The following is a 22,166-nucleotide window of genomic DNA, read 5'->3' on the forward strand; positions in this document are numbered from 1 at the left end:
CTCTTATTCGCTAGATCTGTTATTGTCATAAAAACAATTATCAATATTATGTGCCCTTAAATTATTCAGGTTACATTTGTTTTGTTGTTAACTGGAATAAAAGCTGTAGGGCGAAAGGAATTATTATGTCAACAACACCTTATCTTCATCCTTCTGTTTTGCCTTTAAAAGGCGGTATTAACTTCCGCGATCTCGGTGGTAAAAAACTCGCTAATGGTGGAAAAATCAAGCCTGGAGTCCTGTTCCGTTCCGGTGCGTTAGACCGATTAACACAGGAAGACGAAGCGGTTTTACGTTCACAAAATCTTTTCCAAATCATTGATTATCGTGATGAAGCTGAAATCTTAGATAAGCCTGATGTTATTTGGCAAGGAGCGCATTATGTTCATGCTCCAGCAAATCCATTAGCTAAAGAAGTCACCGCGAATTTAGATAAACTCACACCAGAAATATTGGAACAGTTTGATCCACAAGCCTTCATGTTTCGTTTATATGAATTATTACCGCTGAACAACCCTGCTTATCACCAATTGGTCAATTTACTCAAGCAGCCAGAAAAAGGCGGGATCGTGCAACACTGTGCGGTAGGAAAAGACCGTACTGGGGTCGGGTCTGCACTCGTATTATTTGCGTTAGGGGCAGATTTAGACACAGTAATGGAAGATTACTTACTGACTAATGAAACACTTGCGCCATACCGCAAGCATTTACTCGAAGAGCATGCAAAAACGATGGACGAAAGCATTGTGAAAAAATTTGAGTATGTCTATTCAGTACGTGAAGACTTCTTGAGAACGGCCCTAAACAGCATTGAAAGCCATTATGGCAATGTTGACCAATGGCTAGAAAAAGATTTTGGCTTAGGAAGGCAACAACGAGAAGCACTGCAAAGTCAGTTTTTGGACTAAGTTTCACTAACTGTAAGATGAGTTGTGGATGATCCATTTTTCTGTATCCACAACTCGGTTTTTCCAAAGGTGTTTTTGCTTTGTTTAACTTTGATTTACCACTTTTTCGCTACAGTATTCTGATTATCCCCTTATGAAAGGAACTGACCGTGACACTCCATGAAATTGTCACCATTGTGACGGACTTTACACGCGAACATGAAGTATGGGCGCTTCCTATTATTTTCTTTTTGGCGTTTGGGGAATCTCTGGCATTTTTATCACTTTTGTTACCCGCCACGGTGATTTTACTCGCACTTGGTGCTTTGATTGGCGAAAGTAATATTGCTTTCTGGCCAATATGGTTAGCGGCCGCACTCGGTGCTTTCTTTGGGGACTGGCTCTCTTATTGGATTGGTTATCATTACAAAGAAAATGTACGTCATATGTGGCCGATTTCTCGTAACCCACAAATGATTGATAAAGGGCAGCGTTTCTTTGACCGCTGGGGTATCTGGGGCATTTTCTTTGGGCGCTTCTTTGGGCCTTTACGAGCCATTGTTCCCTTGGTTGCTGGGATTTGCGCAATGCCACAACGGCATTTCCAACTCGCCAATATCGCTTCTGCGATGATTTGGGCATTTGGTATTTTAGCGCCAGGGGCACTGGGCCTAAAGTGGTTCGCAAGTTGGATAGGCTAAGCTTGCGAAGCGCTTCGCAAAATTTTCTTTGATAGCTAAATTACCTCTGGACACTTATACAGTATCCCATTACCTTACACTAGACTTTGTAAAGTAAGGATTTAACCGTGGATACCTCTCTTTTATATGCTGTTATTGGGGCGTTGAGTGGCGTTTTAGTTGGTGGTTTAGCCACTTGGTTCTCTATTGCCCAAAAAATTGCGCAAAAAGATCAGGAACTGCAGCAACTCAACCGTCAACTTGCAGCAAGTGACGAAAAAAATATTCACCTTGCGCAATGGAAAGAAGAATATGACAGGCTAGATCAAGAACTGCGTACTCAAAGGGACATCAACCGAGAACAAGAAGCAGAACTTCGCGAGGTCATCACCCGTTTTGAGCAAAACCAGCTAGCAAACGAAGAAAAACAGCGAATTTTACAAAATAGTGAACAACGGCTGACAGCACAATTCGAAAACTTAGCAAATCGTATTTTTGAACAAAATGAGCGCCGTGCATCAGAGCAACAACAGAAAAGCCTATTGGCGATGTTGTCACCTTTTCGTGAGCAATTAGAGGGGTTTCGTCAGCAAGTTCAGCAAAGTTTTGGTGAAGAAGCCAAAGAGCGCCACACTTTAGCCTATGAAATTCGGCAATTACAGCAGCTCAATAATCAAATGACCAAAGAAGCGGTTAACCTGACACGAGCTCTGAAAGGGGATAACAAAATTCAAGGGAACTGGGGCGAAACCATTCTTACCAGAATTCTCGAAGTCTCAGGTTTACGTGAAGGAAGTGAATTTGAAACTCAAGTTAGCATCAATACAAGTTATAATAGCCGTTATCAACCGGATGTGATTATCCATCTTCCTGAAGGTAAAGATGTGGTCGTTGATGCCAAAATGTCGCTAGTTTCTTATGAACATTACTTCAATAGCGAAGACCCACATGAACAGCAACAAGCATTGAAAAACCATGTGGCTTCTATCCGCAATCATATGCGTATGTTGAGTCGTAAAGATTACCACCAGTTACCGGGAATTCGCTCATTGGATTACGTTTTAATGTTTATCCCTATTGAGCCTGCTTATTTACTTGCTTTGAAAGAGGCTCCCGAGTTACTTGATGAAGGAATTAAACAGAATATTATGTTAGTTTGTCCTTCAACATTGTTAGTCGCAGTAAGAACGATTAATAATATATGGCGGTATGAACGCCAAGGGCAAAATGCTCAAGAGATAGCAAACAGAGCAGCGAAAATGTATGACAAGCTGCGTTTGTTTGTTGATGATATGCAAGTTTTAGGCGCCAGTCTTGATAAAGCGAATAATACTTACCTATCGGCAATGAAGCGCCTTGCTCAAGGACGTGGAAATTTAATTAGCCAAGCGGAAAGTTTTAAAGAGCTCGGAGTCGAAATTAAGCAACCTATAGCGCCTCAATTAGTTGAGCGGTCTGATACGCCTAATTGTGCGGAATCTTAGACTTCTGATAGGGTTTTGGCTCAAAGACTGTTACACTTCCTACAAAAGTTTGAATGATAAGCAGGCATAAGAGAAATGACTGAACCAACTAAAGAAACCATTGATTTCGGTTTCCGTACTGTCGGCAAAGAAGATAAAGCTGGCCTAGTAGCGAATGTTTTTCACTCAGTAGCATCAAAATATGACTTAATGAATGATTTAATGTCATTTGGTATCCATCGTATTTGGAAGCGTTTTACCATTGAAGCGAGCGGAGTACGTCGTAATCAGCGAGTACTTGACCTTGCAGGTGGAACCGGTGACTTAACTGCTAAATTTTCACGTTTAGTAGGTGAAAAAGGCGAAGTCATACTCGCAGACATTAATGACTCAATGCTAAAAATGGGGCGTGAGAAATTACGTGACCTTGGTATTGTCGGTAATGTTAATTATGTGCAAGCCAATGCGGAAGAGCTGCCATTCCCTGATAACTATTTTGACTGCATTACTATCTCTTTTGGTCTGCGTAATGTCACCGACAAAGACAAAGCGCTACGCTCTATGTTCCGAGTGCTAAAACCAGGTGGGCGTTTATTGGTATTAGAGTTCTCAAAACCAATTATTGAACCTTTGAATAAAGCTTATGACGCCTATTCATTCCATATACTCCCTCGTATTGGTCAGGCGATCGTTAATGATCCCGATAGCTATCGTTATTTAGCTGAGTCAATCCGCATGCATCCAAACCAAGAAACACTAAAAGGTATGATGGAAAATGCAGGTTTTGAACAAGTGTCGTACACCAATATGACAGGTGGAATTGTCGCATTGCACAAAGGGTTTAAATTCTAAGATGGAAGCACCATCAACACATACCGAAAATCAAAATACAGTTTTGTATTCTTTGATAACAGCATTGATGGAAACCTCTCTTAACCACATGTTGTTTAAAGAAAAAGTTCTACAGCCTGCTAGAATGCGTTTGGCTGGTAAAGTTATGGCGATTGAACTTAAAGAACTGAATAAAACGTTAACACTTGTTTTTGCTGAAAACCATGTTGATGTGTTAAGCCAGTGGGTTGAGCCTGCGGACTGTACCATTAAAACATCCATCTTTACGCTTGTTAAATTGAAAGACAAACAGCAATTAGCTCAACTTATCAATCGCGGTGATATCGTGATTGAAGGGGATATGCAAATTGTGCAGCACTGGTCTTCTTTGCTTGATTTAGCAATTTGGAATCCTGCTCACTATTTATCACCTTATATTGGTGATGTTGCAGCCGAGGGTCTTAGTAAGCTACTGAATAAAGGCGCGTGCCTTGCATCTCATTTAGTAAAACGGCAAAAAACGTATATCAAAGACGCAATAGTTGAAGAATGGAAAATGGCTCCTAGCCAACTTGAGCTAGCTCATTTTAGTGATGGAGTTGAGCAAATAGAAAATTCATTGAGTGCGCTTGAACAACGGTTAAGCCAGTTGGAGGAGAAGAATGACACCCGGTGAAATAAAACGACTTTACTTCATTATTCGGGTTTTTCTCTCTTACGGATTAGATGAGTTAATCCCCAAAATTAAACTAACGTTACCATTAAGAATTGGTCGCTTAGGTTTCTTTTGGATCAGAAATAAGCATAAAGACAAAGCATTGGGTGAAAGGCTTCGTCTCGCCCTACAAGAACTTGGGCCCGTTTGGATCAAATTTGGCCAAATGCTATCGACTCGTCGAGATCTTTTCCCTCCAGCAATCGCAGATCAACTTTCGTTATTGCAAGACAAAGTCGCGAGTTTTGATGGCAAACTGGCACGAAGCTATATTGAAGAGTCTCTCGAAGGGCCACTAGAACAGTGGTTTGATGATTTTGATGAGCAAGCTTTAGCGTCTGCGTCCATCGCTCAGGTTCATACCGCAACATTAAAAGAAAATGGCAAAGATGTTGTCATCAAGGTGATCCGCCCTGATATTTTGCCAATTATTAAAGCTGACATTAAATTAATGTACCGCATTGCAAATTGGGTTCCTTTGTTGCCAGATGGGCGGCGATTAAGGCCAAAAGAAGTCGTGCGTGAATACGAAAAAACATTGATTGATGAGCTGAATTTACTCCGTGAATCAGCAAATGCCATTCAGCTTCGTCGTAATTTTGAAAACAGCGCCATGCTGTATGTGCCAGAGGTCTATCCAGATTATTGTCGTGAAAACGTGATGGTCATGGAACGTATCTACGGGATCCCAGTTTCTGATATTGCTGCGCTTAAAGCGCAGGGAACCAATATGAAACTGCTGGCAGAACGTGGTGTTAAAGTTTTCTTCACACAGGTTTTCCGTGACAGTTTTTTCCATGCAGATATGCATCCAGGCAATATCTTTGTTAGTTACGATCATCCAGAAGATCCTCAATACATAGGGATAGACTGTGGAATAGTCGGTTCATTAAACAAAGAAGATAAACGCTATTTGGCAGAAAACTTCATTGCTTTTTTTAATCGTGATTACCGCAAAGTTGCAGAATTGCACGTTGACTCGGGCTGGGTTCCTTCAGACACAAATGTGGAAGACTTTGAGTTTGCTATTCGTACTGTATGTGAACCTATTTTTGAAAAACCATTGGCTGAAATTTCATTTGGGCAAGTATTATTAAATTTATTTAATACAGCACGCCGTTTCAACATGGAAGTTCAGCCACAGTTAGTCTTATTACAAAAAACACTGCTGTATGTAGAAGGGCTAGGACGGCAGCTTTACCCTCAGCTTGACCTATGGAAAACAGCAAAACCATTCCTTGAGGATTGGGTTCATAGCCAAGTAGGGATACCTGCAATCACTCAAGCATTAAAAGAAAAGGCGCCTTATTGGGCAGAAAAAATGCCTGAAATTCCTGATTTGATATATGGTGCTTTGAGGCAGCATAAATACTTACAGTCGAATATTGACCAATTAACACAGCAATTGAAAAATCAGCGTAATAAACAGCGTAAGTCGCAATTCCTCCTAGGGATCGGGGCGACATTTGTCTTATGCGGTAGCTTATTTTTTATTTCTGACTTAAAGCAGCTAGCCGTGGTATTTATGGCCGCAGGCGCCTTGTCTTGGCTGTTTGGTTGGTGTAAAACAGACGAAAATTAAGTAAACTTTGTTTTGCGACAAGTTTATAAGGCTGTGAACATTTCCGTATTTTGTGTTGGTTGTATATAATAGATCTCATAACATTGATCCCAAAACTATATAGAGGTATTAACAATGGAATCAACTTTTGCAATGGCTGCTTTCGGTAGTCCTTGGCAACTCATTATCATTGCTTTACTTATTATTTTGATTTTCGGCACCAAGAAATTACGTTCTTTAGGTTCTGATTTAGGTGAATCACTCAAAGGCTTTAAAAAAGCGATGAGCGATGATGAAAAAGCAAAAGCAGAACAAGAAAAGCAAGATGCTGACTTCGCACCTAAAAATATTACGGAACAACAGGCTGCTGAGAAGAAAGAAAGCCCAGTTGAGAGCAAAAATAAAGAGCAGGGTTAAACCGTGTTTGACATAGGTTTTAGTGAACTGTTGCTTATTGCAGTTATTGGTCTCGTTGTATTAGGCCCTGAGCGATTACCAGTGGCAGTGAGAACTGTCGCTGGGTGGATCCGTGCGATGCGTTCTATGGCTGCAAATGTACAAAATGAGTTAACGCAAGAGTTAAAATTGCAGGAACTACAGGACACGCTGAAAAAGGTTGAAGAAAAGGCTAATTTAGAAGCACTTTCTCCTGAACTTAAGCAGTCCATGGAAGAATTGCGTACAGCTGCACAATCGCTTAAAAGCGGCTACCAAGAGACAACCAATGATATTGAAACAGAGTTAAACAAAGCAAAAGAGATCACTGACAGTTACGATAGTGCTGTAAAGGAAGCGAAAGATAATACTCAGCAACCTGAGGAGTCTGATCCAAACCCTGAACATGCAGCGAAAATGGCTGCCGTTGTTGAGGATGAAAAACCGGAAGATTCAACAGCTGTAAAAACAGTAGGATCACTCGAAGCTAACGTAAAAAACTCTAATCAAACTGAAAGTGAAAAATAACACATGGCTGTAAATGATACACAACCACTTATTAGCCACCTCATTGAACTTCGCAAACGGCTGCTAAACTGTTTAATTACAGTTTTAATTGTTTTTGCTGCCCTTGCTTATTTTTCAAATGATATCTATCGGCTGGTAGCAGCCCCTTTGATTGATAAGCTGCCAGTAGGTTCGCAAATGAGTGCGACGGATGTGGCGTCAACATTCTTTACCCCAATTAAATTGACAATGATGGTATCGGTTTTTGTATCGATCCCAGTTATTCTCTATCAAATTTGGGCTTTTATTGCGCCCGCCTTATACAAGCATGAACGCAAACTCATGTTGCCTTTGCTTGTTTCAAGTAGCTTCTTGTTTTATTTGGGAATGGCATTTGCCTACTTCGTTGTTTTTCCGCTCGCATTTGGTTTCTTTGTTAAAACGACCCCGGATAGCGTCAACTTTATTCCTGATATCAGTAAATACCTTAGCTTTGTCATGACATTATTCATGGCTTTCGGTGCAGCATTTGAAGTACCTATTGCAATTATTTTACTGTGTTGGACTGGTGTGACTACACCGGAATCACTGAAACGTAAACGTCCTTATATTTTAGTCGGGGCATTTATTGTTGGGATGTTTTTAACACCGCCAGATGTACTCTCTCAAACTTTACTTGCTGTTCCAATGTATTTGCTTTTTGAACTCGGTGTCTTGCTATCCAATTTCTATGTTGGCAAAGGCAGAAATCGACAAGAAGGGGCAGAGGAAGAAGAAAAAGAAGAGTCCTGATTTGCACCAAATAGCTGTTATTTGTAATGTACAATGACAAAAAAGCCCTCTAAAGAGGGCTTTTTATTGCTTGAAACATTATTGCTTGAAACATTCAATCTGTATTTTTTTTAAACTGTGTGTTATCAACTACTTTTGGTACGCTTTTATTTAAAATATTCAGTAAAAGAATAGAACGATATTCACCATTAGGCTCATCAAAAATAGCTTGTACACCCGCAAAAATACCTTCCGTAATTGTAACCTGATCACCATGCTTTGGCATATCTGGTGCAACGGTATAACTAATGGGAGTTTGTTGTAGAAGCTCAATAATTTTTTCGGGGACTTCCACTGGCAATTGGCCAAAACGAATAAAATGGCTGACCCCTCTTGTTGATTGGACTGTTGTTGTATGAATTTCGTTGTGATCAAATTTCACAAATAAGTAATTTGGGAACAGCGCTTCTTGCACAGTCGTTCTTTTCCCTCTAACCACTTTTTCCATTTCAGTCATGGGCGTCATACAAATAACATTCTGTCGGTTTAAATGCTCCATAGCACGCTCAATTTGCCCTCGTTTGCAGTAAAGCAAATACCATTTTTCCATTTTTTTGAATTCCATCTGACAAAACTATGTTTATGATAACAAATTACGACATAACAATGTGACTAATGAATAATGGCACCATATTATTGATACTCTTAGGTCTATATTAATCCAATATATTCTTATGATAACTGTAGTGCAAAAACTAAATCAGTAGGAGACATAATGGATATCTTTTTGTTGAGTAACGGTAAGCTACCAGGCAACCCTGTATGGCTTAGCTACGCCTTACCTCGAATCAAAGAAATGATTGCTCGTAAGAACATAAAGTCAGCAGTTTTGGTTCCTTATGCGGTTCTTCGAGGTTCACATGATGAGAGAGCTGAACAACTTTCGGAAGCGTTGGGAATAAAAGTTACGACAATTGAGCACTTTTCTAGCCCTGTAGAAGCGATTGAGCAGGCTGAATGTATTCTTGTCAGTGGTGGTAATACTTGGTGGCTGAATAAATGCCTACATGAGAATGGGTTGATCGTTGCTATTCAACGTGCGGTTCGTGAGCGTGGTGTGCCATATATCGGCTGGAGTGCAGGATGCAATGTAGCAACTCCAAGTATCCGTACTACGAATGATATGCCTGTTAGTAATGCTGCAATTATGCCATCTCTGGGGCTATTTCCATTACAAATTAACCCTCATTATATTGATGCTCATATTTCTGGTCATATGGGCGAAACTCGTGATGAACGATTACAAGAATTTTGTGTGATTAATCCTCATGAAGTTGTTGTTGCGCTAAGGGAGGGAAGTGGGTTACAAATTAAAGGTAATGAACTTCATTATTTCAGCGGAAAAGATGAAGGTTTTAAACTATTTCAGCATAATAAAACATTCTCAGAACAATTTGATACTTTACTATTAGAAAAATTAGTCCCTTTTGATTGCCAGTAAAATGGTATACTAAGCCAGAAAAAGATTGATTTTAAAGTGTTTTATACTCCAAATAATTCGAGTTACAGGTAGGTGACAAAGGAAGATTGGCGGGGCGCATAGATAAACTATGTGACTCGGCTAGCTGAGAGTAGTCACTTATACTTCAACGAAAAGCGCTGTAACTTGAAGGATTAAGGGGATAGGCTGTAACTTGTAACCTTGGCCGGACGTCTTATAATGAGACTCCCTCTGTAACAGTAAAAGAAGATAATGAAATACCGTGACCTTAGAGATTTCATCTCGCAACTTGAAAAACAAGGCGAGTTAAAACGTATTACAATGGAAGTCGATCCCTATTTGGAAATGACCGAAATTGCAGATCGCACACTAAGAGCAGGGGGACCGGCCCTATTATTTGAAAATCCCAAAGGCTATAACATGCCTGTCTTGTGTAACCTGTTTGGCACAACTAAACGTGTTGCGATGGGAATGGGGCAAGAGGACATAAAAGCTTTACATGATGTAGGCAAATTACTCGCTTTTCTGAAAGAGCCCGATCCTCCGAAAGGCTTTCGTGACCTTTTCGATAAACTACCAAAATTCAAGCAAGTGCTGAACATGCCTGCAAAACGGCTAAGTTCTGCTCCTTGTCAGGAACAAATTTGGGCTGGTGAAGACGTTGATCTGACAAAAATTCCAGTTATGCATTGTTGGCCAGAAGATGCCGCACCTTTAATCACATGGGGGTTGACAGTCACTAAGGGCCCACATAAAGAAAGGCAAAATTTAGGTATTTATCGCCAGCAAGTTCTTGGAAAAAATAAAGTCATTATGCGTTGGCTATCTCATCGCGGTGGCGCTTTGGATTTTCAAGAGTGGTGCCAAGCTCATCCAGGCGAAAAATTTCCTGTTGCAGTCGCTCTTGGCGCAGATCCGGCAACTATTTTAGGTGCGGTAACACCAGTCCCTGACACATTATCTGAATATGCTTTTGCGGGGTTATTGCGTGGCAATAAAACCGAGGTTGTTAAATGCATATCGAATGACCTTGAAGTTCCCGCTGGCGCTGAAATTATTTTAGAAGGGTATATTGAGCCGGGCGAAATGGCCCCTGAAGGCCCTTATGGTGATCATACAGGTTATTATAATGAAATCGATAATTTCCCTGTATTTACCGTGACTCATGTGACTCAGCGTCGTGATGCAATTTATCACTCAACCTATACAGGAAGACCACCCGATGAGCCTGCAGTATTAGGGGAGGCGTTAAACGAGGTCCTTGTCCCTATTCTTCAAAAGCAATTCCCTGAAATTGTTGATTTTTATCTTCCTCCAGAAGGGTGCTCGTATCGTCTTGCCGTTGTGACAATGAAAAAACAATATGCAGGACATGCCAAAAGGGTCATGATGGGGGTCTGGTCATACCTGCGCCAATTCATGTACACTAAATTTGTTATTGTTTGTGATGATGATATTAATGCACGGGACTGGAAAGATGTTATCTGGGCAATTACAACTCGGATGGACCCTGCCCGTGACACAGTGATGATGGAAAACACACCAATAGATTATCTCGACTTCGCTTCTCCTGTCTCAGGGTTAGGTTCAAAAATGGGACTTGATGCTACCAATAAATGGCCTGGTGAGACAGATCGTGAGTGGGGGCGTCCTATCGTAATGACAGAGAGCGTTAAATCTCGCATTGATGATATTTGGGAACAATTAAATATTTTTGATAAAAAATAAGAGGGAAACCATGGCAACTTTAAGCTGTAAAGTAACATCTGTTGAATCTATCACGGATACGGTTTATCGGGTGATTTTGTTGCCAGATGGTCCTTTTCATTTTAAAGCAGGCCAATATTTAATGGTCGTGATGGATGAGCGTGACAAACGACCATTTTCAATGGCTTCTACTCCAAATAATAAAGAAACTATCGAATTACATATTGGTGCTTCTGAGATTAATTTATACGCAATGGCTGTAATGGATCGAATTCTGGATCAGAAACGTATAAATATTGACATTCCTCACGGTAAAGCTTGGTTTCGGGAAAATAGCAGTAACGCAATGATTTTAATTGCAGGTGGAACAGGTTTTTCCTATACCCACTCAGTATTGCTTGCGGCGTTAGCTGAAAACCCAAATCGTGACATAACTTTCTATTGGGGCGGTCGTCAATTGGAGCACTTATACGATCTTGGTGAATTGCAGGCCCTCAGTGAAAACTATCCTAATTTAAAGATCACCCCTGTTGTTGAGCAACCAGACGAACTATGGCGTGGTAGAACAGGAACAGTCCTGAGCGCAGTATTAGAAGATTTTGGCGATTTGTCCAGTCATGATATCTATATTGCAGGTCGTTTTGAAATGGCGAAAATAGCGAGAGAACGGTTTTGTAATGAGCGCGGAGCTAAATTGGAGCAGTTATTCGGTGATGCTTACGAATTCATTTAACCCGTCATATTTCAAATTGTAGGGGGGGGGCTTCACTCATTCGCTCTAGTCACATACTTTTGTATGCTCCTAGGGGCTCATTTGCTTGCCGCCTACCGATAACCCGAACTATGAGGGTTAAGTTTGTTGTGGTTATTTGGGCAAAAAAAGGCAAAAAAAACCCGCCCCTGACTAGGCGGGAACATCGACAAAATACAATGTTTGCGAAAACTAAAACTAAAACTAAAACTAAAACTAAAACTAAAACTAAATTGTTAAACTCGTTCAATAATTGTGGCTATACCTTGGCCGAACCCGATGCACATGGTGGCTAAACCAAATTGTTTATCGTTTTGTTCTAAATGATTAAGCAAAGCTGTTGAAATTCTTGCTCCTGAACACCCCAACGGATGGCCAAGTGCAATAGCCCCTCCGCTGAGATTTACTTTATCATCTAATTGGTTTTCTGATAGCTTCAAGCCTTTTAGACAGGCAATAGATTGCGCCGCAAAAGCTTCGTTTAATTCAATAATATCAATATCATTTAAAGTTAGTCCTGCGCGTTTCAAAGCGAGTTCACTTGCTGGCACAGGCCCAAATCCCATGATTGATGGGTCACAGCCAACAACGGCCATTGCGCGTATTTTGGCTCGTGGCTTAATTCCTTGCTGCGTGGCATAACTTTCGCTAGTCAGTAACATCGCAGAAGCACCATCAGACAGAGCAGATGAATTACCTGCGGTTACCGTTCCACTAACAGGGTCAAAAGCGGGGCGAAGAGCGGCTAAACCTTGGAGATTTGCGTCAAAACGAATCACTTCATCATAATTGACTGAAATGAGGTTACCTGTGGCATCATGGCCACTAATTGGGACGATTTCGTTATTGAACTTCCCTTTTTCCGTCGCTAAGGCAGCAAGTTGGTGAGACCGTAACGCAAACGCATCTTGCTCTTCTCGGCTAATCTTATACATTTTGGCAAGCATTTCAGCGGTTAGACCCATAGCGCCTGCGGCTTTAGCAACGTGTAAAGTCAGCTTAGGGTTGAAATCTATACCATGAGTCATTGGTACGTGGCCCATATGCTCCACCCCACCAATGAGTACAGATTTTGCATCACCCGTCATAATTAACCGACTCGCATCATGTATTGCTTGCATTGATGAACCACAAAGGCGATTTACTGTAACTGCTGGAACTGTATGAGGAATATCCGTGAGCAATGCTGCATTTTTAGCAACATTAAACCCTTGTTCCAGTGTTTGCTGAACACAACCCCAGATAATGTCATCCAATTCTTTTTTACTTGCGTTTGGATTACGTTCAAAAATTGCATTCATGAGGTGTGCAGAAAGGTCTTCAGCTCTAACATGGCGAAATACCCCACCTTTTGAACGGCCCATTGGTGTACGTATTCCATCAATAATGACGACATTTTCCATAAAATTAACCTCTCGCAACTTTTTTGACATCAATCGCCACGACAGGTGGCTGTGGGTAATATCTTGCATTGGTAGCCGCTTTTTCTTTTAAGCCACTAGGCGCGTGATATAGCGGGCTTAAGTGCTGCAAAGATTCCGTCGTTTTCAAGTAAGACTGGCTACCTAAGGTATCTAAATAGCAGAATACTCCCCCTCTAAATGGTGGAAAACCTAAACCATAAACTAAAGCAATATCTGCATCTGAAGGGCTTTGAATGATACCTTCCTCTAAGCAACGAACAACTTCGTTAATCATGGGAGCCATCATTCGAGCAATAATTTCTTCTTTGGTGAAAGTGCGCTTTGTTGGGCAAATAGTAGCAAGTAATTCATCAGTCCGAGGGTCATCAATTTTTTTCGGTTTCCCTTTTTTATCTTTTTCATATTGATAAAACCCTTGGCCATTCTTTTGGCCAAATCGTTGTTGTTCATACATTACATCGATGGCATTTTTTCCGTTTTTCCCCATCCTTTCAGGAAAACCTTGGGCCATAACTTGTTCCGCATGAAAAGCGGTATCAATACCAACGACATCAAGGAGATAAGCAGGCCCCATTGGCCAGCCAAACTCTTTTTCCATGACTTTATCTATTTCTCTAAAGTCAGCTCCATCTTGTAGCAGCAAATTAAAGCCTGCAAAATAAGGAAAAAGTACTCGGTTAACAAAGAAGCCAGGGCAATCATTGACAACAATAGGGGTTTTACCCATTTTATTGGCGTAGGCAACAACCTTAGCAACCGTGTTATCAGAAGTTTGTTCTCCTCGGATAATTTCGACTAATGGCATCCGATGCACTGGGTTAAAAAAGTGCATGCCGCAGAAATTTTCTGGGCGTTTTAGTGATTTTGCGAGGGTTGAAATTGGAATCGTTGAAGTATTTGAAGCCAGTATGGTTTCTGTTGTTACTAAGGATTCAACTTCAGATAATACAGCAGCTTTGACTTTCGGGTTCTCAACAACGGCTTCTACGACGATTTGGCTATTTTCCACCCCGTTGTAAGATAATGAGGGATGAATTGATGATAAGGTTGCTGCCATTTTCGCAGCTGTAATTTTTCCACGCTCAAACTGATTATTTAATAGCTTTTGCGCTTCTTCAATCCCTAAGTCTAATGACTTAACATTAATATCCTTCATTAAGACTGGCACGCCTTTACTGGCTGATTGATAAGCAATGCCACCGCCCATAATCCCTGCACCTAATACTGTAGCATGTGTTGGAATATCAACATGTTGTGCGACTTTTTTACTGTTTGATTTAACTTGTTGGTCATTTAGAAAAATATTCACTAAAGCACGTGCAACATCACTATGCGCTAGAGGAACAAATGCAGCTGTTTCATGCTTCAATGCCTTATCACGAGTGCAGTTTGCTGCTTTTTCTATCGTATTCACAGCAGCCATAGGGGCTGGATAGTGTTTGCCAGCAACCTTGTACACCATCCCCTTAGCGACATTGAAACTCATCGTTTGCTCAATAGGTTTCAATTGTAGAGGATTAAGTTTAGGTTGGCGTTTCTTCTGCCAATTGAAGGCCCCGGTGATTGCAGATTCAATAACTTGCAGTGCTGAGTGTGCGAGAGCTTCTGTACTAACAATCGCGTCAATAAGGCCAAGTTTTAAAGCTTGAGAGGCATCGACATCTTTACCTGCAGTAATAATTTCTAATGCGCTATCTAAACCAATTAATCGAGGTAGACGAACAGACCCACCAAATCCAGGCATGATCCCAAGTTTTGTTTCAGGAAGCCCAATTCGAGCATCAGGTGAAGCGATGCGAAAATCAGTGGATAAAACACATTCACAGCCACCACCTAATGCATAGCCATTAATGGCACAAATCGTTGGAACAGGCAGGTCTTCAATGCGATTAAAAATACTGTTAGCGTAGTGCAACCAATCACTTAGCGTTTCTTTTGATGCTTCAAAGAGTGAAAGAAACTCTTTGATATCAGCACCAACAATAAAAGCGGATTTATCAGAGCGGAAAATTACACCTTGCAGCTCGGTTTGTTGCTCAAGAACAGACACGGCTTCATCAAGTGAAGCAACGGTGTGGGTATCCAATTTGTTAATTGGCCCTGGTGAGTTAAAAACCAGTTCTGCAATCCCTTGTTTCAACCATTGAATATAGATAGTGTCACTTTGATAAAGCATTCTGCTCTCCTCTACGTGGTAGTGTTATCTGGTACGACCAGATGAGTTGAGTGTGACTAGAATGTTAATTAATTGCAAACTTTTAATAACAAAAATGGAAGGTTGGTCACAGCAATTAAGTGAAATAATTAATGTTTTAAATGATAAATTAATTATATATCAATTAATTAGTGCGGGTTTGCAACAGAGCGCATATCCGTTAATAACAGAACGTGGTAAGCTTAATTTTTCTAATTAATGCTGAAAGGTTGAAGGAAATGGAAAAACTGACTGCACTCTACGCTGAACATATTAAAACGTTACAAAACAGAACTCAGCAAGTTTTACAGCGCAGCAAATTAGATGCCATATTGATTCATTCAGGTGAACCCCTACGCATCTTTCTTGATGATAGCGACTATCCGTTTAAAGTTAACCCTCATTTTAAAGCGTGGGTACCTGTCACCGATGTTCCACATTCATGGCTATTAGTTGATGGCGTAAATAAACCTAAACTATGGTTTTATTCCCCTGTTGACTATTGGCATAGTGTTGAGCCACTTCCGAACAGTTTTTGGACTAAAGATATTGAATTAATCCATTTAAAAAATGCGGATGACATTAAAACCTTCCTAACAAGTCTACCGAAAGAAAATGTGGCTTATATTGGTTCGGCAACTGCAAAAGCTGAGTCGTTAGGGATTTCGCTACATAATATCAATCCCAAACCTGTTTTAGATTACTATCATTATCATCGTTCTTATAAAACCGATTATGAACTTTACTGCATGCGTGAAGCGCAAAAAATGGCAGTAAATGGGCACCTTGCCGCTCTCGAAGCATTCCGTGCAGGTATGAGTGAGTTTGATATTAATATTAGTTATTTACAATCAACTGGGCATCGAGATACCAATGTCCCTTATGGTAACATTGTTGCGCTGAACGAAAACGCAGCGGTATTGCATTACACTAAGCTACAGCAAACTGTGCCGAATGAATTGCGTAGCTTCCTTATTGATGCAGGAGCTGAATATAACGGTTATGCTGCTGATATTACGAGAACTTATGCGGCAAAAGGGAAGGATGAATTTGCTGAATTAGTTGCGGATGTCAATACAGAACAGCTCGCTTTAATTGATACAATCAAGGCGGGTGTACGCTATACAGACTATCATGTAGATATGCATCATAGGATTGCTAAAATACTGATTAAACATGATATTATTAAAGGTATTAGCGAAGAGTCAATGGTGGAAAGTGGCTTAACAACGCCATTTTTGCCTCATGGTTTAGGGCACCCGCTTGGGTTACAAGTTCATGATGCTGCTGGCTTTATGCAAGATGACAGCGGTACACATCTTGCGGCTCCTAAAATGTATCCATTCTTACGATGTACTCGTGTTTTAGAACCTAAAATGGTGTTAACTATTGAACCTGGGCTCTACTTCATTGAATCTCTATTATCTGAGTGGCGAAATGGGGAGTTTAGCCAGTATTTTAATTGGGATAAAATTGAGTTTTTCAAACCTTACGGTGGGATCCGTATTGAAGACAATATCGTGATCCACGCAAATCGTATTGAAAATATGACTCGAGACTTACATTTACGTTAATGAAACCTTATTTAATACCGGCTGAAACTATTTCTTTTACAGAAGAGATCAAAAAAAGCCAATTTATTACGTATTTAGCTCATACAGATGGTATTGACGCGGCAAAAGATTATATTCAATCAATTAAAGCTCAATACCCAGATGCCCGGCACCATTGCTGGGCATTTGTCGCTGGTCGGCCTGATGATTCACAAAAGTTGGGGTTCTCTGATGACGGAGAACCAACTGGAACAGCAGGAAAACCCATTATGGCGCAACTATTAGGTAGCAACCTAGGGGAGGTTACCTGTGTTGTTGTGCGTTATTTTGGTGGGATAAAACTGGGAACGGGTGGGCTCGTTAAAGCCTATGGAAATGGTGTCCAGCAAGCATTAAGAATATTACCGACAAAGACAAAAGTACCACAAAAAATCTTTAATTTAGTGTGTGACTATTCGTTGATTAATGCGATTGAACAACTCCTTGCTCAGGTGAATGGCACGGTTTTGCACAGTGATTATAATGAAACTGTCTCTTTACAAATTGCAATTCCTGCTACTCTTGAGCAGGAGGTCAATGATAAATTACGCGATATAAGTCGTGGGGCCTTAGCGCTCACGCCAGAATCGGAATAGTAAACAGTTTTATCAAGGAACCTGCCGAATGCATTTTCGTGCAATAACCCGCATAGTCGGGCTGCTTGTCATTATCTTTTCTTTTACCATGGTTATTCCTGGTATTGTTGCGCTAATTTATCGTGATGGTGCAGGTCGAGCTTTTAGCCAGACTTTTGTTACTGCTTTGCTAATTGGCCTTTTTCTGTGGCTACCAACCCGCAATAGCCGGCACGAACTTAAAGCAAAAGAAGGTTTCCTTATTGTTGTTTTATTTTGGACAGTGCTGGGAAGCGTTGGGGCATTACCTTTTATTTTTTCTGAAAGGCCTAACCTTTCGGTTACAGATGCTTTTTTTGAATCGTTTTCAGGCTTGACTACCACTGGTGCGACAACGCTGACAGGGCTTGATTCCTTGCCCAAAGCTATTTTGTTTTATCGGCAGATGCTTCAATGGCTTGGGGGGATGGGGATAATTGTGCTCGCTGTTGCAATCTTACCGCTTTTGGGCGTTGGGGGAATGCAGTTATACCGTGCAGAAATGCCGGGTCCTTTGAAAGACAATAAAATGCGGCCTCGCATTGCAGAAACGGCAAAAACATTATGGCTAATCTATGTACTGCTCACAATTGCTTGTGCAGTTGCTTTATGGATAGCAGGAATGGATGTTTTTGATGCTATTTCCCACAGCTTTTCGACTATCGCTATTGGCGGGTTTTCAACTCATGATGCCAGTATTGGTTATTTCAATAGTCCTGCGATTAACACTATCATAGGTATTTTCCTGATTATCTCTGGTTGTAATTTCGGTTTACACTTTGCAGTACTAACTGGACGTAGTTTAGGGATTTATTGGCGCGATCCCGAATTTAGAATGTTCATAAGTTTCCAATTTGTCTTAGTGGTCATTTGTACTTTAGTGCTTATGTTTCATTCTGTTTATAGTAGTTTTGGTCAAACGCTTGACCAAGCCTTCTTCCAAGTTGTTTCAATGGCAACGACGGCTGGTTTTACAACGGATAGCTTTTCGGGATGGCCTCTTTTCTTACCAATGCTTCTATTATGTGCTGCATTTGTTGGGGGGTGTGCAGGCTCGACAGGTGGTGGGTTAAAAGTTATTCGTATCTTGTTACTTTTCTTACAAGGTTCGCGTGAGTTAAAACGCTTAGTTCATCCTAATGCAGTCTACACAATCAAACTGGGGCAGCGTGCATTGCCTGAAAGGATCATCGAAGCGGTCTGGGGGTTCTTCTCTGCCTATGCACTTGTTTTTGTCGTCAGCTTATTATTGCTGATCGCAACAGGTGTTGATGAGTTTTCCGCATTCTCAGCAATAGCGACCACACTCAATAACTTGGGGCCAGGCCTTGGGACTGTTGCAGATAACTTTACGTCAATGAATCCAGCCGGTAAATGGATTCTAGTGGTGACTATGTTATTTGGGCGTTTGGAAGTGTTTACTTTATTAGTGCTACTGACTCCAACTTTCTGGCGTGAATAATTGAGTGCAATCTATATATAAGACTATCTATATAGAAATGATAATAATCTAGGAACAATAATGAGCTATTTACTTTTACACTCCAGTACGGATGGGCAAACAAAAAAAATTATTTTAAAAATGGCGGAACAGCTGAGAGGCTTAGGTCGTGAATGTGATATTCGTGATTTAAATACTGACCAACAGCTTAATTTATCAGGCTACGATAAAGTATTAGTAGGGGCATCTATTCGTTACGGGCATTTCAATAAAAAACTACAACGCTTTGTGATCTCCCATCAAAATCAATTGAATTCAATGAAGACCGGTTTTTTTGCTGTAAATTTAACGGCAAGGAAAGAAGGTAAGAATACGGTTGAAACTAACGCATATACGCGAAAGTTTTTAGAAGCGTGTCCTTGGAAGCCAACATTGAAGTCTGTTTTTGCCGGAGCGCTGTTTTATCCGCGTTATAAATGGTTTGATAGAATGATGATCCGCCTAATCATGAAAATGACAGATGGCCCAACCGACCCAAAAACAGAGATTGAGTATACTAACTGGGAAAAGGTTGCCGAATTCGCAACTGAATTTGATGGTTTATAGGTCTTAATTTCAACAAAATGTAGTTATTTTGTGTTTTTTGTTTAATAAATCATCGCTTGGTGAAATAAATCAAAAAAACACTTGCGAGAATTTTTCGACTCCCTATAATGCGCATCCGTTGTCACGACAAACCGGTTAGAAGAAAACTTCATAACCCAGTGATAACAGAGGTGAGAAAGAAAAAAAGTTGAAAATAAACGCTTGACTTTCTAAATAAAAAACGTAATATACGACACCTCGCGACAACGACCTTGAAGTCGAAAATCAAAAGATTTAGTCGCAACGCTCTTTAACAATTTATCAGACAATCTGTGTGGGCACTCACAGGACACTATCAAAAAAATATTTGATTTTAAGTCTTGAAGAGTGACTAACACGTTAATTCATATATATGAACTAATAGGTAATTTGGTTTCTTCGGAAATCAAACGACAGTAACATTCTTTGAGCATCAAGCTTTTTAATTGAAGAGTTTGATCATGGCTCAGATTGAACGCTGGCGGCAGGCCTAACACATGCAAGTCGAGCGGTAACAGGGGAAGCTTGCTTCTCGCTGACGAGCGGCGGACGGGTGAGTAATGTATGGGGATCTGCCCGATAGAGGGGGATAACTACTGGAAACGGTAGCTAATACCGCATAATCTCTTAGGAGCAAAGCAGGGGAACTTCGGTCCTTGCGCTATCGGATGAACCCATATGGGATTAGCTAGTTGGTGAGGTAATGGCTCACCAAGGCGACGATCTCTAGCTGGTCTGAGAGGATGATCAGCCACACTGGGACTGAGACACGGCCCAGACTCCTACGGGAGGCAGCAGTGGGGAATATTGCACAATGGGCGCAAGCCTGATGCAGCCATGCCGCGTGTATGAAGAAGGCCCTAGGGTTGTAAAGTACTTTCAGTCGGGAGGAAGGCGTTGATGCTAATATCATCAACGATTGACGTTACCGACAGAAGAAGCACCGGCTAACTCCGTGCCAGCAGCCGCGGTAATACGGAGGGTGCAAGCGTTAATCGGAATTACTGGGCGTAAAGCGCACGCAGGCGGTTGATTAAGTTAGATGTGAAATCCCCGGGCTTAACCTGGGAATGGCATCTAAGACTGGTCAGCTAGAGTCTTGTAGAGGGGGGTAGAATTCCATGTGTAGCGGTGAAATGCGTAGAGATGTGGAGGAATACCGGTGGCGAAGGCGGCCCCCTGGACAAAGACTGACGCTCAGGTGCGAAAGCGTGGGGAGCAAACAGGATTAGATACCCTGGTAGTCCACGCTGTAAACGATGTCGATTTGAAGGTTGTTCCCTAGAGGAGTGGCTTTCGGAGCTAACGCGTTAAATCGACCGCCTGGGGAGTACGGCCGCAAGGTTAAAACTCAAATGAATTGACGGGGGCCCGCACAAGCGGTGGAGCATGTGGTTTAATTCGATGCAACGCGAAGAACCTTACCTACTCTTGACATCCAGAGAACTTAGCAGAGATGCTTTGGTGCCTTCGGGAACTCTGAGACAGGTGCTGCATGGCTGTCGTCAGCTCGTGTTGTGAAATGTTGGGTTAAGTCCCGCAACGAGCGCAACCCTTATCCTTTGTTGCCAGCGATTCGGTCGGGAACTCAAAGGAGACTGCCGGTGATAAACCGGAGGAAGGTGGGGATGACGTCAAGTCATCATGGCCCTTACGAGTAGGGCTACACACGTGCTACAATGGCGTATACAAAGAGAAGCGACCTCGCGAGAGCAAGCGGAACTCATAAAGTACGTCGTAGTCCGGATTGGAGTCTGCAACTCGACTCCATGAAGTCGGAATCGCTAGTAATCGTAGATCAGAATGCTACGGTGAATACGTTCCCGGGCCTTGTACACACCGCCCGTCACACCATGGGAGTGGGTTGCAAAAGAAGTAGGTAGCTTAACCTTCGGGAGGGCGCTTACCACTTTGTGATTCATGACTGGGGTGAAGTCGTAACAAGGTAACCGTAGGGGAACCTGCGGTTGGATCACCTCCTTACCATTGAAGTGTTTTTGTGAAGTGCTCACACAGATTGTCTGATAGAAAGTAGAGCAATAGGTTCACGTGGGAGGCTTTTTGCGCTGATGTAGAATTTTAACACAGCCGCTCCATTCCAATGAGGAATGTCGCCTTACACGAAACGAGCAAATCAGTGATTTGCTAAACAAGTTTCGTGTCCCCTTCGTCTAGAGGCCTAGGACACCGCCCTTTCACGGCGGTAACAGGGGTTCGAATCCCCTAGGGGACGCCAATTGCGCCGATATCGAGTGAAAGACGATGTCCCCAATAATGATTAAGCCAATTATTTCGATAGTTGGTTTAACAATTATGCTCTTTAACAATCTGGAACAAGCTGAAAATTGAAAACAACGCACATTGTTTATCGCTTAAACAATGTGAGAGTCTCTCAAAAATCTCAACTTGAAGATGTCGTCAACAGACAGAAGCCGTCGGGTTTTGTGTCGAGTGACAAAAAAGACACC

Annotated in this window: 19 protein-coding genes, 1 tRNA gene and 1 rRNA gene; 18 read left to right on the plus strand and 3 right to left on the minus strand. The window is 41.5% G+C overall.

Annotated features, from left to right (window positions below):
• Positions 1–125: 125 nt before the first annotated feature.
• The 9 genes from CYG50_RS22285 (at position 126) to tatC (ending at position 7,871) form a co-directional block, all read left to right on the plus strand.
• Positions 126–908 (plus strand): tyrosine-protein phosphatase, encoded by a 783-nt coding sequence (locus CYG50_RS22285; protein WP_096865127.1) that lies wholly within the window; start codon positions 126–128, stop codon positions 906–908.
• A 149-nt stretch (positions 909–1,057) separates the two neighbouring features.
• A complete protein-coding gene (locus CYG50_RS22290; RefSeq protein WP_102139085.1) occupies positions 1,058–1,588 on the plus strand; it encodes a DedA family protein in 531 nt (176 codons plus the stop codon).
• Positions 1,589–1,695: 107 nt separating this feature from the next.
• Positions 1,696–3,051 (plus strand): DNA recombination protein RmuC, encoded by a 1,356-nt coding sequence (gene rmuC / locus CYG50_RS22295; RefSeq protein WP_102139084.1) that lies wholly within the window; start codon positions 1,696–1,698, stop codon positions 3,049–3,051.
• A gap of 75 nt (positions 3,052–3,126) precedes the next feature.
• Entirely contained in the window at positions 3,127–3,882 is a 756-nt protein-coding gene (ubiE, locus tag CYG50_RS22300) for a bifunctional demethylmenaquinone methyltransferase/2-methoxy-6-polyprenyl-1,4-benzoquinol methylase UbiE (RefSeq protein WP_102139083.1), read from the plus strand.
• A gap of 1 nt (position 3,883) precedes the next feature.
• The gene (locus CYG50_RS22305) at positions 3,884–4,537 is read left to right on the plus strand and encodes a ubiquinone biosynthesis accessory factor UbiJ (RefSeq protein ID WP_102139082.1); all 654 of its coding nucleotides are present in this window, start codon (positions 3,884–3,886) and stop codon (positions 4,535–4,537) included.
• On the plus strand, positions 4,524–6,158 hold the full coding sequence (gene ubiB / locus CYG50_RS22310) for a ubiquinone biosynthesis regulatory protein kinase UbiB (protein WP_102139081.1): 1,635 nt from the start codon (positions 4,524–4,526) through the stop codon (positions 6,156–6,158). The genes CYG50_RS22305 and ubiB overlap by 14 nt, the downstream gene beginning before the upstream one ends.
• A 114-nt stretch (positions 6,159–6,272) precedes the next feature.
• A complete protein-coding gene (tatA, locus tag CYG50_RS22315; RefSeq protein ID WP_102139080.1) occupies positions 6,273–6,554 on the plus strand; it encodes a twin-arginine translocase TatA/TatE family subunit in 282 nt (93 codons plus the stop codon).
• Between the two features lie 3 nt (positions 6,555–6,557).
• Complete coding sequence (gene tatB, locus CYG50_RS22320) at positions 6,558–7,100, plus strand: Sec-independent protein translocase protein TatB (protein ID WP_102139079.1); 543 nt, start codon at positions 6,558–6,560, stop codon at positions 7,098–7,100.
• A gap of 3 nt (positions 7,101–7,103) precedes the next feature.
• A complete protein-coding gene (gene tatC / locus CYG50_RS22325; protein WP_004260806.1) occupies positions 7,104–7,871 on the plus strand; it encodes a Sec-independent protein translocase subunit TatC in 768 nt (255 codons plus the stop codon).
• Positions 7,872–7,965: 94 nt separating this feature from the next.
• On the opposite strand, the gene rfaH is transcribed toward tatC, so the two are convergent.
• Complete coding sequence (gene rfaH, locus CYG50_RS22330; RefSeq protein WP_102139078.1) at positions 7,966–8,460, minus strand: transcription/translation regulatory transformer protein RfaH; 495 nt, start codon at positions 8,458–8,460, stop codon at positions 7,966–7,968.
• 165 nt (positions 8,461–8,625) lie between these two features.
• Between rfaH and pepE the strand changes: the two genes are divergently transcribed.
• The 3 genes from pepE (at position 8,626) to fre (ending at position 11,791) form a co-directional block, all read left to right on the plus strand.
• Positions 8,626–9,351 (plus strand): dipeptidase PepE, encoded by a 726-nt coding sequence (pepE, locus tag CYG50_RS22335; protein WP_102139077.1) that lies wholly within the window; start codon positions 8,626–8,628, stop codon positions 9,349–9,351.
• A gap of 252 nt (positions 9,352–9,603) precedes the next feature.
• Positions 9,604–11,079 carry a 4-hydroxy-3-polyprenylbenzoate decarboxylase gene (ubiD, locus tag CYG50_RS22340; RefSeq protein WP_102139076.1) on the plus strand — a complete coding sequence of 492 codons (1,476 nt, stop codon included), beginning with the start codon at positions 9,604–9,606 and terminating at the stop codon, positions 11,077–11,079.
• A 10-nt stretch (positions 11,080–11,089) separates the two neighbouring features.
• A complete protein-coding gene (gene fre / locus CYG50_RS22345; RefSeq protein WP_102139075.1) occupies positions 11,090–11,791 on the plus strand; it encodes an NAD(P)H-flavin reductase in 702 nt (233 codons plus the stop codon).
• A 254-nt stretch (positions 11,792–12,045) separates the two neighbouring features.
• Here the strand turns inward: fre and fadA are convergent, their stop codons facing one another.
• Together fadA and fadB are read right to left on the minus strand one after the other, a co-directional pair.
• Complete coding sequence (gene fadA / locus CYG50_RS22350; protein WP_102139074.1) at positions 12,046–13,212, minus strand: acetyl-CoA C-acyltransferase FadA; 1,167 nt, start codon at positions 13,210–13,212, stop codon at positions 12,046–12,048.
• 4 nt (positions 13,213–13,216) lie between these two features.
• Positions 13,217–15,409, minus strand: coding sequence for a fatty acid oxidation complex subunit alpha FadB (fadB, locus tag CYG50_RS22355; protein ID WP_102139073.1), 2,193 nt, complete (start codon positions 15,407–15,409; stop codon positions 13,217–13,219).
• Between the two features lie 257 nt (positions 15,410–15,666).
• Here fadB and pepQ point away from each other — a divergent pair, with 257 nt between their 5' ends.
• The 6 genes from pepQ to CYG50_RS22390 all read left to right on the plus strand — a co-directional run bounded on the left by pepQ (position 15,667) and on the right by CYG50_RS22390 (position 21,934).
• Positions 15,667–17,001, plus strand: a complete 1,335-nt coding sequence (pepQ, locus tag CYG50_RS22365; protein WP_102139072.1) for a Xaa-Pro dipeptidase — start codon at positions 15,667–15,669, stop codon at positions 16,999–17,001.
• Positions 17,001–17,615 carry an IMPACT family protein gene (locus CYG50_RS22370; RefSeq protein WP_102139071.1) on the plus strand — a complete coding sequence of 205 codons (615 nt, stop codon included), beginning with the start codon at positions 17,001–17,003 and terminating at the stop codon, positions 17,613–17,615. The genes pepQ and CYG50_RS22370 overlap by 1 nt, the downstream gene beginning before the upstream one ends.
• 28 nt (positions 17,616–17,643) lie before the next feature.
• Positions 17,644–19,095, plus strand: coding sequence for a Trk system potassium transporter TrkH (trkH, locus tag CYG50_RS22375; protein WP_096865118.1), 1,452 nt, complete (start codon positions 17,644–17,646; stop codon positions 19,093–19,095).
• A gap of 60 nt (positions 19,096–19,155) precedes the next feature.
• Positions 19,156–19,680 (plus strand): menaquinone-dependent protoporphyrinogen IX dehydrogenase, encoded by a 525-nt coding sequence (gene hemG, locus CYG50_RS22380; RefSeq protein ID WP_102139070.1) that lies wholly within the window; start codon positions 19,156–19,158, stop codon positions 19,678–19,680.
• A 461-nt stretch (positions 19,681–20,141) separates the two neighbouring features.
• Positions 20,142–21,681, plus strand: a 16S ribosomal RNA gene (locus CYG50_RS22385).
• Positions 21,682–21,858: 177 nt separating this feature from the next.
• A tRNA-Glu gene (locus tag CYG50_RS22390) sits at positions 21,859–21,934 on the plus strand.
• The last annotated feature ends 232 nt before the right edge of the window (positions 21,935–22,166 follow it).

The organism is Providencia huaxiensis, from assembly GCF_002843235.3.
GTDB lineage: Bacteria > Pseudomonadota > Gammaproteobacteria > Enterobacterales > Enterobacteriaceae > Providencia > Providencia huaxiensis.